Below are 13,491 nucleotides of genomic sequence, written 5' to 3' on the forward strand. Positions count from 1 at the left end.
GGGGGCTTGCCCCCGATTGCGGTAGTCGCCATAAGTCAATCTACCGGCCTTGCAGTGATTCCAGCAACTTCACCGTCGGATACCCATCCGCCGGCCAGCCCAACGCCTGCTGCGCCGCGCGAATCGCCTTGCGCGTATTGGCGCCGATAATCCCATCCGGGTTACCGGCGTCATAGCCTTTGGCGCTGAGTGCCGTTTGCAGGTCGATACGCTGGGAGCGGCTCAGCGGCAGCTCATCCTTTGGCCAACTGCCGCGAATCATACCGCCGCCACCAAACCGCTCCGATAGCAAGCCAACCGCCAATGCATAGGACGACGAATTGTTGTACTTGAGGATTGCGCGGAAGTTATCCAATACCAGGAATGCCGGGCCGCGGTAGCCAGCCGGTAACAGCAGGGCGGCGGACAACTGGTCGACATTGGCCGGCAGGCTCACGCCAGGGGGGAGTTGGATGCCCAGTTGCAGCCATTGCGCCACGGTCTTGCGCACGCCGCCATCGGCCAGGCTGTAGTCGAAGCCCGACGGCAGCGGCTGCACTTCAACGCCCCATGGCTGGCCTTTCTGCCACCCGGAGCTTTGCAGGTAATGCGCCGTGGAGGCGAGGGCGTCGGACGGGCTGTTCCAGATATCGCGACGACCATCACCGTCAAAGTCCACCGCATGGGTGTTATAGGTGGTCGGGATAAACTGCGTCTGGCCCATCGCACCAGCCCAGGAACCTTTCATCTGGTCGGCCTGAATATCACCATGCTGGATGATCTGCAGCGCTGCCAGCAGCTGCGCCTGGGCAAAGGCCGGGCGACGGCCTTCATAGGCCAGGGTGGCCAGGGAGCGGATCACCGAATTATTGCCCTGGAACGCGCCGAAGTTGCTCTCCATGCCCCACACCGAGACCAGTGCCTGGCGGTCGACGCCATAGCGCTGTTCGATGCTTTGCAGAATATCGGCGTACTTGACCAGCAGCGCCTGACCATTGCGCACGCGCACCGGTGACAGGGCGCCGTCGAGGTATTCCCACACCGGGCGGGAAAATTCCGGTTGGCTGCGGTCGGCGCGAATCACCGCCATATCAGGGGTGACGCCGGCAAAAGCGTTATCGAACACAGCCGCAGTGATCCCGGCTTGCAGCGCTTGCGCACGGAAGCCAGCCTGCCATTCGGCAAAGGTCTGGGTCGGTTGGATATCAAGATTATCCACTGCCAAGGGGGCAACCACAGCCGGTGCGATAGCCGGTGCCGTCTGGAGTTTTGGCAGGGGCTGAGCGTCCGCGGCGGTAGGTTTTTCCGCGCAGGCGACAAGCAGAATGAGGCTGGAGGCAGCGATCAATTGGCGTAGGTGCCAACGACGAGAAAGACTAGAGGGCATGCACAGGTCCAGGGGGTTACAAATCAGGTACAGACCTTATCATGCCAGAGGGGCGCTTGCCTTCAGGCAGCCAGAAAGTAAGAAGCCTCCCAGCTATTAGACTGGAAGGCTTCGCGGCGGTAGCTGCCTTTGCCCTTGCCGGCGCGTTCCTGACGGCTGCGGAACAGTGGCTGGGCGATGATGGATTTGGCCTTGTTGGGGCCATGCTTGGATGGCTTTTTGCTCATGGTGGCTAGTCTCTGTGGGTGGTGGAACGGGCAAATAATCTGCCTAAGTTGAGCGGCTGTAAAGCCCCGCGAAGTGTAGGAAAGGTACGCAGGTCAAATGTGGGAGGGGGCTTGCTCCCGATAGCGGTACATCAGTGAAACATAAATTCCTGACACACTGCCATCGGGAGCAAGCCCCCTCCCACATTGGATCTATGGTGTTTTCAAGAGAGGGTTATTCGGCTGGCAGGGTGAGGCGCTGGCCGGCCATCAATAGCGACAAACGGCTCAGGCTCATCCACGGCGAGCCGGCTGCCTGGCCCTTGATCTGCGCATCGATGCGCTGCGCTTCCAGCAACAGTTGCGCCCAGCGTTGCGCCGAGTGCCGTTGCAGGGCTTTGCTCATCAGCGGTTTGCGCTTGTCCCACACCGGTGGCCTGGCCTGGCTGAAGCATTTGTCCAGCGGTGTGCCCTGGCTGTATTGCAAGGCGATATTCGCCAGTACTCGCAGCTCCCGGGCCAGGGCCCAGAGGATCACCGGCGGTTCCACCCCTTCGCCACGCAAGCCTTCAAGCATACGCAGCGCGTGGGCGGGCTCACCGTTGAGGATCGCATCGACCAGGCCGAACACATCAAAGCGAGCGCTATCGGCCACTGCGCCTTGTACGGTTTCGACGGTGATCTGCCCATCCTCGGCCATCAGCTTGAGCTTTTCGATCTCCTGGGCGGCGGCAAGCAGGTTGCCCTCGACCCGGGCGGCGATCAGCTCCACGGCATCTTGTGTCGCCGCCAGCCCCGATTGTGACAGGCGCTGACGAATCCACTGCGGCAACTGGTTGCTGTCCACAGGCCAGATCTGGATGAACTGGGTTTGCGCACCTTCTACCAGTGCCTTGCCCCACTTGGTTTTCTGCGCGCTGCCGTCGAGCTTGGGCAGGCTGATCAGCAGCACGGTGTCTTCGGCAGGGCGCGAGCAGTACTCCATCAGCGCCGCCGCACCTTTGTCGCCGGGCTTGCCCGAGGGCAGGCGCAGCTCCAGCAGGCGCTTTTCGGCAAACAGCGACATGCTCGCGCCGGCTTGCAGCAGGGTACCCCAGTCGAAACTGGCGTCAGCACTGAATACCTGACGTTCATCGAAGCCTTGCTGGCGCGCGGCAGTGCGGATAGCGTCGGCCGCTTCCTGGCACAGCAGCGGGTCATCACCGCTGACGATATAGACAGGCGCGAGGCCACCTTGCAGGTGTTTGGCGAGTTGGGCGGGGGCGAGTTTCATAGGCAGGGCGAACGGGGCGCCAGGGGCGCCCCGTCTGGCTTACTCGACAGGAACTTCAACAGGCGATTGTTTCGGCGTGTTGTCTTCATACTCTTGCGCGGCTTTCAGGGCATCGGCGTCAGCCTTGGCCTTGTTGTCGGCGGTTTGCTGCAGGGCGGAGAGCTTTTCCGGGGTCAGCATTTGCAGGCGAGTCATCATGCGCTGGATCAGCTCACGACGCATTTCCTTGCGCACCTGGAGGGTCTCGGAGTCCGAACCCACCAGGTTATTGCCATCGTGGCTCACGACTTTCTGCACCTGGATCTTGTCACCCATCAGCGGCAACTGATCGCGACCCTGTACTTCGAAGTAGAGCGCAGTGTTCAACTCCACATCGGACGCACGGCCGGCACTGGCGTAGCTGATATTGCGCTGGGTTTCTTTCTCGTCTACCAGCACCAGCTTGTAGGTCGCGCCGTTGTACACGTGCACGCCGCTGTTCTCCAGGGTCTGGCGCAGCTGGGTGACGGTTTCGCCATAGGCGTTGCGGGCGCTGACGTCGAGTTCCTTGAGCGACAGCTCGTTGGTGCCGGTGCCGCGCAGCTGGAAGCCGCAAGCGCTCAGCAGCACGGCAAGGCCCATAACCAGCAGATTGCGTTTGATCATTTTGTTGCTCCCCTTGAAACCAGGTGGGCCTTATCCAGGCCCTAAAGGTTTAGTTCGGCGCAGGGCCCAAGCCCCGCGCCCGATCCGATTTAGCTGGCGACGATGTTGACCAGTTTGCCGGGCACCACGATCACTTTGCGGATCGTCAAGCCTTCGGTAAAGCGCAGCACGTTTTCGTTGATGCGCGCAGCCGCTTCGACCTCTTCACGGCTGGCACTGGCCGGCATGTCGATCTGGCCGCGCAGTTTACCGTTAACCTGGATGACCAGTTGCAGCGTGTCCTGAACCAGGGCGCTGTCATCCTGTACCGGCCAGGCGGCATCGATGACGGCGCCGCTGTGGCCCAGGCGGTTCCACAGGTCGTGGCTGATATGCGGCGTGATCGGTGCGAGCAGCAGGGTAACCGTTTCCAGGCCCTCGTGAATCAGCGCGCGATCAAGTTCGGTGGCCTGCGGGGCTTTTTCCAGCACGTTCATCAGCGTCATCACCTGGGCGATGGCGGTGTTGAACTTGTGGTTCTGCCCTACGTCCAGGCTCGCTTGGCGGATGGCCAGGTGAGTGCTGCGGCGAATGGCTTTCTGCTCGTCGTTCAAGGCCGCGACGTCCAGCTTGCCCGGCAAGCCCTGACTGACATGGGCATGGGCCAGGCGCCAGACGCGCTTGAGGAAGCGGTGCGAGCCTTCGACGCCGGAGTCGGACCATTCGGCGCTCATGTCGGGCGGCGAGGCGAACATCATGAACAGACGGCAGGTATCGGCGCCGAACTGGTCGATCATCGACTGTGGGTCGACGCCGTTGTTCTTGGACTTGGCCATCTTCTCGGTGCCACCGATTTCCACCGGCAGGCCGTCGGCTTTCAGTTTGGCGCTGATCACCTTGGCTTTGCTGTCACGCTCAAGTTCGACGTCCGCCGGGTTGAACCAGGTGTAGGCGCCATTGGCTTCGCGACGATAGTAGGTATCGGCGATCACCATGCCCTGGGTCAGCAGGTTCTTGAACGGCTCATCGGAGCTCACCAGGCCTTCGTCACGCATCAGCTTGTGGAAGAAGCGCGCGTACAGCAGGTGGAGAATGGCGTGTTCGATACCGCCGATGTACTGATCCACCGGCAGCCAATGGTCGGCTGCGGATTTCTCCACCAGGCCACCTTCATAGTGCGGCGAGGCGTAACGGGCGTAGTACCAGGAGGACTCCACGAAGGTGTCCATGGTGTCGGTTTCACGCTTGGCCGGTGCGCCGCATTTCGGGCAGTTGCACTCGTAGAACTCGGGCATGCGCGCCAATGGCGAGCCAGCACCATCTGGCACTACATCTTCAGGCAGCACGACGGGCAGTTGGTCTTCCGGTACCGGTACATCGCCGCAGGTTTGGCAGTGAATGATCGGGATCGGGCAGCCCCAGTAGCGCTGGCGGCTGATCCCCCAGTCGCGCAGGCGGAACTGGGTGCGCGAAGCACCGAGGTTCTTCTTGATCAGCGCGACTTCGATGGCGTCGAAGGCGCCCTGGAAGTCCAGGCCGTCAAATTCGCCGGAGTTGATCAGGGTGCCGTGCTCGCCGTAGGCGTCTTGCCACGGGGCTGGGTTGGTGTCGCCCGAGCTGGTACGTACTACCGACTTGATCGGCAGGCTGTATTTGGTGGCGAATTCGAAATCGCGCTCGTCGTGGGCCGGCACGGCCATGACGGCACCGTCGCCGTAGTGCATCAGCACATAGTTGGCGACCCATACCGGCAGTTTCTCGCCGGTCAGCGGGTGCTCGACGAACAGGCCGGTCGGCAGGCCTTTTTTCTCCTGGGTGGCGACGTCGGCTTCCGCCACGCTGCCGCCCTTGCATTCGGCGATGAACGCCTGCAGTTCGGGGTTGTTCTGTGCCGCCTGGGTGGCCAGCGGGTGTTCGGCGGCGACCGCGACGTAAGTCGCGCCCATCAGCGTATCCGGACGGGTGGTGAAGACTTTCAGGGCGCCCGCTTCGCCGATGGAATCGACGTTATACGGGAACTGCACTTCCATGCCCTTGGATTTGCCGATCCAGTTGCGCTGCATGGTCTTGACCTGTTCAGGCCAGCCCGGCAGATCGTCGAGGCTCGACAACAGTTCATCCGCGTAGGCGGTGATCTTGAAGTAGTACATCGGGATTTCGCGCTTTTCGATCAGCGCGCCGGAGCGCCAGCCGCGACCGTCGATGACCTGCTCGTTGGCCAGTACGGTCTGGTCGATCGGGTCCCAGTTCACGGTACCGCTCTTTTTGTAGATCACACCTTTTTCGAACAGGCGCGTGAACAGCCATTGTTCCCAACGGTAGTAATCGGGCTTGCAGGTGGTGACCTCGCGGGACCAGTCCACCGCCAGGCCCAGGCTGCGCAGCTGGGTCTTCATGTAGGCGATGTTTTCGTAGGTCCACTTGGCGGGCGCCACGTTGTTTTTCATCGCGGCGTTTTCTGCCGGCATACCGAAGGCGTCCCAACCCATGGGTTGCAGGACGTTTTTGCCGAGCATGCGCTGGTAGCGGGAAATCACGTCGCCGATGGTGTAGTTACGCACGTGCCCCATGTGTAGCTTGCCGCTGGGGTAAGGGAACATCGATAGGCAGTAGTAAGTCTCCTTGCCTGGCTGTTCGCTGACTTCAAAGGACTTTTGCTCGTCCCAGAAGGTTTGTGCGGCATTTTCTATTTCACGGGGCTGATATTGTTCGTGCATGGCTACTTTTGAACTGAATAGGGGTGGCCTAATCCTCTTCGGTGCATAGTCCGGGTTGTTCGACACCAGAAAGTGGCGCGTCCGTGCCCAAACCCTGCGGGAAGTGGAGTTACAGGAAGCGCCGTAGCATACATGACCCCACTCTATCGAGGGAAACCCTGATTGCGCGGCAAGGGCCGTCTGTCGCGGCACCGGGCAGGTGCAGCAACGGGGGCTACGCTGTTTATTGGGGAGCAAGTATTTCTTCAATGAGGTGAGGGGATGGTTGAATCGCAGCGAACTCTAACGAAACCGCAATTGTATGAAGGACTGATCGACCGTTTGGGTCGGGCATTGGATGCTGCAAGAACCGCAGGCCGATTGCGTGATGAGCGGCCTCTGGAGCTGGAGTTGCGAGGCTTGAGCCAGGCAGAGCTTGAATTGATCAGGACTTACCTGGAGTTGAATCAACACCGCGCCTCTCATGGGCAGGCCTCCCCGCCAGCCCAGGAGCCTCCTCGTTCGGCCAAGGTCATTTGGCTCAAAGACTTGGCGGCCGGTCGCGGCCCGGAAAGGTCCCGGTCCGTACGGTGCAAGTGAAGCACAGTACTATCCATTAACGTTGTCGAAACAGGCTGGTAAAGATTGTCGCTTGATCGCGTTGCATTTAGGCTTCGGGCATCTTTGGAGATGCCCGATGCCTTTTCGTTATTTCATCAAACAATTGCTGTTGCCGCCCGGCATTTTTTTGTTGTTGTTGGCGTGTGCCTGGTGGTTTCGCCGTAGCCGCCCGCGCCTGGCCGGGGTGTGCTTTGCCCTGGGGCTGGGCGGGATGTGGTTGATCAGCCTGCCGGTGATGGTGCAATGGGGCGCCCGTGCGCTTGAGACAGCGCCGCCATTGGCTCGCGAAGACTGGGCCACGCTCGCCCAGCGCGCCGATGCGATTGTGGTGTTGGGCTCCGGGCGCGAGCGTGGGGACATCGCCTGGGGCAGCGACCAGCCCACCGGCGTTGGTCTTGAGCGTGAGCGTTATGCGGCGCGACTGGCCAAGGCGTCAGGCTTGCCGGTGCTGACCAGTGGCGGCTTGCATTACGGCACGCCGCCCAGCGAAGCCGAATTGATGGCGGTGTCGATGCAGGATGATTTCGGCGTCAGCGTGCGCTGGAAGGAAGAGCGCAGCCGTACCACCTGGGAAAACGCCCAGATGAGCGCCGAGATTCTGCTGCCCCAAGGCATCAAGCGTGTGGTGGTGGTGACGCAGGCCTGGCATATGCCGCGTTCGGTGTGGAGTTTTGAGAAAGCCGGTTTCACCGTGGTGCCCGGGCCGGTGGGCTTTCTGGGCGTGGACCACGGCCGGCCGCTGGGCGGCTGGATGCCCGAGGTCAAGGCGGTGTGGCAGAGCGGGCAGTTGATCAACGAAGCGGTGGGGCAGGTGGGGTATCGGCTGTTCTACCGATAGGTGCAACACAGGAAATCAATTGTGGGAGCTGGCTTGCCTGCGATGGCGGTGGGTCAGTGAGCACTCAGCGCACTGATACACCGCCATCGCAGGCAAGCCAGCTCCCACAGGTCAGAGCGTTTTGGACATCCGGCCAGCCAGCAGCGCCCAGCCAAACAACCCCAGGCACACAATGATCAACGGCCACGAACGCCATTGCAGGTATGGCGTGAGGTTATGCATCGGCACCACCTCCCCATAGAGAATGCCCCGCTCGAATTGCGGGATCTGTGCGGTGATCTGCCCAAACGGGTTGATCAGCCCGGTCACGCCGTTGTTGGTGGCGCGGATCATCCAGCGCCCGGCTTCCAGTGCACGCATCTGCGCCATTTGCAGGTGCTGCAATGGGCCGATGGAGCGGCCGAACCAGGTGTCGTTGCTGATGGTCAGTAGCAGGTCACTCTGGGCCGACAGGCCGGCAGCGAATTCCGGGTACACCACTTCATAGCAAATGAACGGCGCAATCTGATAGCCCTTGGCCTGAAGCATGGCCTGGTCTGAAGGGCCACGGGCGAAGTCCGACATCGGCAGGTCGAAGAACGCAATCAGCCCGCGCAGCATGTCCTGCAACGGCACGTATTCGCCAAACGGCACCAGCTTTTGCTTGAGATAGGTGCCGTCACCTTCGCCGACTACGGTAATGCCATTGAAGTAGCGCTTCTCATGGTGCACTTCCTGGCGAATCGGTACCCCGGTAATCAGCGCGGTGTTCCGGTCGGCGGCAAACTTGCCCATCATGCCCAGGTAGCCCTCGACCGACTCCTTGAGCACCGGCACGGCGGTTTCCGGCCATACCAGCAGGTCGACACGCTTGGAGCTCAGGCTCATGTCGCGATACAGCGCCAACTGTGCATTGAGCTGCTCGGGGTCCCACTTCATGCTTTGCTCGACGTTGCCCTGGATGGCGGCGACGCTCAGGGGGTCGCCGGAGGGCGAGGTCCAGGCGTGGTGCTTGAGCGCCAGGCCGATGGCCCAGGGGGCGACCAGCAACACCAGGCCCGCACCAATGAAGGCGTTGCGCTTGCTTGCCAGCAGGCGCGGCAGGTTGCACAGCAGGGCTGCCGTGAGTGCAAGCGCGAAGGAAATCAGCCACATTCCGCCCAGCGGCGCGAGGCCGGTCAGCGGGCCGTCGAGTTGGCTGTAACCGGAGTACAACCAGGGGAAACCGGTGAGGAACCAGCCACGAAACGCTTCCTGGCCAACCCATAACGCGGCGAAGGTCAGGGCATCCGCCAACGGTGCTTCATTGCGGCGCAGCCAGCGCGCCCACAACCAGGCGGGCAGGGCAAAGAACCAGGCAATGGCGGCGGTGAACAGCAGCATCAGGAACCCCGCCAGCAGCACCGAAGCGCCGCCGAAGTGGTGGATGCTGTAGTAGATCCAGCTGGTGCCGGCGCCAAACAGGCCGAAACCGAAACACCAGCCGCGGCCCAGGGCCTGGCGGGGTGTCAGCTCCCGCAGGCCGATATAGAACAGGCCGACCGCTACCAGCGCCAGAGGCCAGATATCGAACGGCGCCAGCGCCAGGGTAGTGATGGCGCCGGCCACCACGGCCAGCAAGTTACCGGGCCAGCCGGGGCGGTTCAGGCGCTGCATGTAGGGGTGGGTCATCAGCTATTTCCTGTATCGCGCCGGGCCTGCTGCGGCACAGGGCAAGGCGCGAGGAGTGTGGTTTGGTTTTTCCAAATGAACGACGAGTAACGCAGCCCTGTGTCGCAGCAGGCCCGGCCCTTCGGGTTGTCCCTGAGAGCGGGCCATACTGCGTTGCAGGCCTTGAAAAGGGAATGCCATTCCCTGCGGCCTGCGCCTTGCCTGGCCCGCTCTCAGGGGCAACGCGACACAGGAAATAGCTGATGCCCCACCCCTTCCTTAGCGGGCAATAGGTGTCAAACGGATCAGATGGATACGACGACTATCGGCATTCAAAATGCGGAAGCGATAGGCGCCAATCTCGGTGGTTTCGTTACGCTTGGGCAGATGCCCGAACGCACTCATCACCAGGCCGCCGACCGTGTCGAACTCATCGTCGGAGAATTCGCTGTCGAAGAACTCGTTGAAGTTCTCGATCGGCGTCAGCGCCTTGACCAGGAAGTCACCGCTGGGCAGCGGCTTGATGTAGCTGTCTTCTTCGACGTCGTGCTCGTCTTCGATATCGCCGACGATCTGTTCCAGCACGTCTTCGATAGTCACCAGGCCAGCCACGCCGCCGTATTCGTCGATCACAATGGCCATGTGATTGTGGTTGGCGCGAAATTCGCGCAGCAGCACATTCAGGCGCTTGGATTCAGGTACGAAGGTGGCCGGACGCAGCAGGTCCTTGATGTTGAAGCTGTCGCCATTCTCCTTGAGGATCAGCGGCAACAGGTCCTTGGCCAGCAAAACACCCATGACATCGTCATGGCTTTCACCGATCACCGGGTAGCGCGAGTGCGCCGAGTCGATCACGGCCGGGAGGAATTCCCGTGGGGTCTGGGTCGCCTTGATGCTGATCATCTGCGAGCGCGGGACCATGATGTCCCGTACTTGCAGGTCAGCCACCTGGATGGCGCCTTCGACGATGGCCAGCGCTTCGCTGTCCAGCAACTTGTTCTGGTGGGCCTCGCGCAGCAGCTCCAGCAGCTCCTGGCGGTTTTTCGGCTCGTGGGCAAAAGCCTGGGTCAGTTTACCCAGCCATGACTTCTGCCCGTTGCTCGATCGGTCTTCGCTCATAGCGATTACTCTAAATCCTTTGATATGACAGTTGAGTGTTGATCAGCTTTCGTCGTCTGCGTAAGGGTCGCGGTGACCCAGTTCAGCAAGCAACGTTCGTTCCAGTGCTTCCATTTCCTCGGCTTCATCATCGTCTATATGGTCGTAGCCCAAGAGATGCAAGCAGCCGTGGATGACTAGATGGGCCCAATGGGCTTCAAGTTCCTTGCCTTGTTCCTTTGCCTCGCGCTCGACCACCTCGACGCAGATCACCAGATCGCCCAGCAGCGGGATATCCAGCAACTCGTCGGGTACGTCGGCGGGGAAGGACAGTACGTTGGTCGCGTAGTCTTTTTGACGCCAGGTGTGGTTCAGCTCGCGGCCTTCGGGCTCATCCACCAGACGAATGGTCAGTTCCGAGTCTGCGGTGCGCTGGCGCAGGGCCAGGGTGCACCAGTGCCGGAACTGTGCTTCGCTGGGGGCGGGCGCTTCGGTGGCAAGCTGCAGGTCTAGCTCAAGCATCGCCGCGAACGTCCCTGGCCGGTGCGTCATCCTTGTGATCGAAACGCTCGTAGGCTTCTACGATGCGCTGCACCAGCGGGTGACGCACCACGTCCTTGGGCATGAAATGCGTGAAGCTGATGCCCGGTACATCCTTGAGTACTTCGATCACCTGCGCCAGCCCAGACTTGGTGCCCTTGGGCAGGTCGACCTGGGTGACGTCACCGGTGATCACGGCGGTAGAGCCGAAACCGATGCGGGTGAGGAACATCTTCATCTGCTCGACGGTGGTGTTCTGGCTTTCGTCGAGGATGATGAAGCTGTTGTTCAAGGTGCGGCCACGCATGTAGGCCAGCGGGGCGATTTCGATCACCTGGCGCTCGATCAGCTTGGCCACGTATTCAAAGCCGAGCATCTCGTACAGCGCGTCGTAGAGCGGGCGCAGGTACGGGTCGATCTTCTGGGCCAGGTCGCCGGGCAGGAAGCCGAGCTTTTCGCCCGCTTCGACCGCCGGGCGCACCAGCAGGATGCGCCGCACTTGCTCGCGCTCCAGGGCATCCACCGCACAGGCGACGGCCAGGTAGGTCTTGCCGGTACCGGCTGGGCCGATGCCGAAGTTGATGTCGTTGCCGAGGATTTCCTTGACGTACTTCTGCTGATTCAAGCCGCGTGGGCGAATCATGCCTTTTTTGGTACGCAGGGCCACGCTGGCTTCGGCCACAGGGTTGTTGGCCAGGTCTTGCACCGCAGATTCCTGCAGGTACAGGTGTACCGTCTCTGGCGACAGCTCACTACCCTTGGTTTCGCGGTAGAGGCGACGCAGCAGGTTTTCGGCAGACGTGGTGTGTTGGGGTTCACCAATGAGCTCGAACTGATTGCCGCGGTTGCGGATCTCGATGCTCAGGCGTTGTTCGATCAGGCGCAGGTGCTCGTCGAACTGTCCGCACAGGTTGGCGAAACGGCGAGCCTCAAACGGCTCGAGGAGAAAACGATGGGGTTCTGCTATGGGTGCGTTCAAGGTTGCTTTTAGCCGCCCTTTGGCTGATGAGGTGAGAGAGAGAATAACGCCAGGCGCCAGTGTGCGAAAGCACTTAAATAGCCTGGCCCTACTCTCGATAACCATGAAGAACTCCTGTGGGAGCTGGCTTGCCTGCGATAGAGGTGGGTCAGTTGGCACATAGGGCACTGATACATCGTTATCGCAGGCAAGCCAGCTCCCACATTTTGATCTTCATCCGGTCCGCGAGATCAGTTGATCAGCGAGCCGCGCAACGAGTGTGGCTGCGCCGCATCGATGTGCACATCGGCAAATTGGCCGATCAGGGTCGGGTTGTCGCAGCGGAAGTTGACGATGCGGTTGTTCTCGGTGCGCCCCTGCAACTCACCCGGGTCTTTCTTCGAGTAATCGGTGACCAGGATGCGCTGGGTCGAGCCGACCATTTGTCGGCTGATTTCGAAACCCTGTTGGTTGAGGCGATGTTGCAGTGCGTTCAACCGCTCCTTTTTCAACGCCTCCGGGGTTTCGTCCAGCAGGTCCGCCGCCGGGGTGCCCGGGCGCTGGCTGTACACAAACGAGTAGGAAAAGTCGAAACCGACGTCTTCAATCAGCTTCATGGTCTGCTGGAAATCTTTCTCGGTTTCGCCCGGGAAGCCGACGATAAAGTCCGAACTGATGCAGATGCCCGGTACGGCGGCGCGCAATTTGCGCAGCTTGGATTTGTATTCCAGCGCCGTGTGGTTGCGCTTCATCGCCGACAGGATGCGGTCCGAGCCCGATTGCACCGGCAAGTGCAGGTGCTTGACCAGCTCCGGCACTTCGGCGTGGGCCTGGATCAGGCTGTCGGAGAATTCCAGCGGGTGCGAAGTGGTATAGCGGATACGTTCGATGCCATCGACGGCGGCGACCACGCGGATCAGCTCCGCCAGGTCGGCCAGGCGCCCGTCGTGGGTCAGGCCGCGGTAGCCGTTGACGTTCTGGCCAAGTAGGGTCACTTCGCGCACGCCGTTTTCAGCCAGGTGGATGATTTCTGCCAGTACATCGTCAAATGGCCGGCTGACTTCTTCACCGCGTGTGTAGGGCACCACGCAGAAAGTGCAGTACTTGCTGCAACCTTCCATCACCGACACGTAGGCGCTCGGGCCGTCGATGCGCGGCTCGGGCAAATGGTCGAATTTCTCGATTTCCGGGAACGATACGTCCACCTGCGGCAGCTTGGTGACGCGTGCGGCGTCAATCATTTCCGGCAGGCGGTGCAAGGTCTGCGGGCCGAACACCACGTCGACATACGGGGCGCGGTCGCGGATCGCAGCACCTTCCTGGCTGGCCACGCAACCGCCGACGGCGATCACCATGTCCGGGTTGGCCAGTTTCAATTCACGCCAGCGGCCCAGCTGGGAGTACACACGGTCCTGGGCCCGTTCGCGGATCGAGCAGGTATTGAGCAGGATCACGTCGGCATCTTCGGCGCGGGCGGTGACTTCCAGGGCCTGGTGTTCGCCCAGCAGGTCGACCATGCGCGAGCTGTCGTACTCGTTCATCTGGCAACCGTGGGTTTCGATATAAAGCTTCTTGGCCATGGGAATCGTCAACTGGTGGTAAAGAACCGCGCATTATAGGGGTCATGCCCATCGGTTCCTAG

12 protein-coding genes are annotated in these 13,491 nt (G+C 61.2%); 2 read left to right on the plus strand and 10 right to left on the minus strand.

Annotation, left to right across the window (positions count from 1 at the left end; genetic code table 11):
• Positions 1 to 40: 40 nt before the first annotated feature.
• The 5 genes from FW800_RS13430 to leuS form a co-directional block, all read right to left on the minus strand.
• On the minus strand, positions 41 to 1,366 hold the full coding sequence (locus tag FW800_RS13430) for a lytic murein transglycosylase (protein WP_446437791.1): 1,326 nt from the start codon (positions 1,364 to 1,366) through the stop codon (positions 41 to 43).
• Between the two features lie 62 nt (positions 1,367 to 1,428).
• Positions 1,429 to 1,593 (minus strand): alternative ribosome rescue factor ArfA, encoded by a 165-nt coding sequence (gene arfA, locus FW800_RS13435; RefSeq protein ID WP_003176285.1) that lies wholly within the window; start codon positions 1,591 to 1,593, stop codon positions 1,429 to 1,431.
• Between the two features lie 214 nt (positions 1,594 to 1,807).
• On the minus strand, positions 1,808 to 2,845 hold the full coding sequence (gene holA / locus FW800_RS13440; RefSeq protein ID WP_005791737.1) for a DNA polymerase III subunit delta: 1,038 nt from the start codon (positions 2,843 to 2,845) through the stop codon (positions 1,808 to 1,810).
• A gap of 39 nt (positions 2,846 to 2,884) precedes the next feature.
• The gene (locus FW800_RS13445; RefSeq protein ID WP_446437792.1) at positions 2,885 to 3,490 is read right to left on the minus strand and encodes an LPS-assembly lipoprotein LptE; all 606 of its coding nucleotides are present in this window, start codon (positions 3,488 to 3,490) and stop codon (positions 2,885 to 2,887) included.
• Positions 3,491 to 3,579: 89 nt separating this feature from the next.
• Entirely contained in the window at positions 3,580 to 6,186 is a 2,607-nt protein-coding gene (gene leuS / locus FW800_RS13450; RefSeq protein WP_005791732.1) for a leucine--tRNA ligase, read from the minus strand.
• A gap of 261 nt (positions 6,187 to 6,447) precedes the next feature.
• On the opposite strand from leuS, the gene FW800_RS13455 reads away from it, so the two are divergent.
• Together FW800_RS13455 and FW800_RS13460 are read left to right on the plus strand one after the other, a co-directional pair.
• A complete protein-coding gene (locus tag FW800_RS13455; RefSeq protein WP_005791730.1) occupies positions 6,448 to 6,765 on the plus strand; it encodes a hypothetical protein in 318 nt (105 codons plus the stop codon).
• A 97-nt stretch (positions 6,766 to 6,862) separates the two neighbouring features.
• The gene (locus FW800_RS13460; RefSeq protein ID WP_005791728.1) at positions 6,863 to 7,624 is read left to right on the plus strand and encodes a YdcF family protein; all 762 of its coding nucleotides are present in this window, start codon (positions 6,863 to 6,865) and stop codon (positions 7,622 to 7,624) included.
• Between the two features lie 111 nt (positions 7,625 to 7,735).
• Here the strand turns inward: FW800_RS13460 and lnt are convergent, their stop codons facing one another.
• The 5 genes from lnt to miaB all read right to left on the minus strand — a co-directional run bounded on the left by lnt (position 7,736) and on the right by miaB (position 13,429).
• Positions 7,736 to 9,259, minus strand: a complete 1,524-nt coding sequence (gene lnt / locus FW800_RS13465; protein ID WP_446437819.1) for an apolipoprotein N-acyltransferase — start codon at positions 9,257 to 9,259, stop codon at positions 7,736 to 7,738.
• A 273-nt stretch (positions 9,260 to 9,532) separates the two neighbouring features.
• Positions 9,533 to 10,372 (minus strand): HlyC/CorC family transporter, encoded by an 840-nt coding sequence (locus FW800_RS13470; RefSeq protein WP_005791724.1) that lies wholly within the window; start codon positions 10,370 to 10,372, stop codon positions 9,533 to 9,535.
• A 42-nt stretch (positions 10,373 to 10,414) separates the two neighbouring features.
• On the minus strand, positions 10,415 to 10,873 hold the full coding sequence (gene ybeY, locus FW800_RS13475; RefSeq protein ID WP_005791722.1) for an rRNA maturation RNase YbeY: 459 nt from the start codon (positions 10,871 to 10,873) through the stop codon (positions 10,415 to 10,417).
• Positions 10,866 to 11,870 (minus strand): PhoH family protein, encoded by a 1,005-nt coding sequence (locus FW800_RS13480; protein ID WP_103734854.1) that lies wholly within the window; start codon positions 11,868 to 11,870, stop codon positions 10,866 to 10,868. The genes ybeY and FW800_RS13480 overlap by 8 nt, the downstream gene beginning before the upstream one ends.
• Before the next feature lie 230 nt (positions 11,871 to 12,100).
• Complete coding sequence (gene miaB, locus FW800_RS13485) at positions 12,101 to 13,429, minus strand: tRNA (N6-isopentenyl adenosine(37)-C2)-methylthiotransferase MiaB (RefSeq protein WP_005791718.1); 1,329 nt, start codon at positions 13,427 to 13,429, stop codon at positions 12,101 to 12,103.
• Positions 13,430 to 13,491 lie beyond the last annotated feature (62 nt).

It is taken from the genome of Pseudomonas sp. 910_23, from assembly GCF_052850795.1.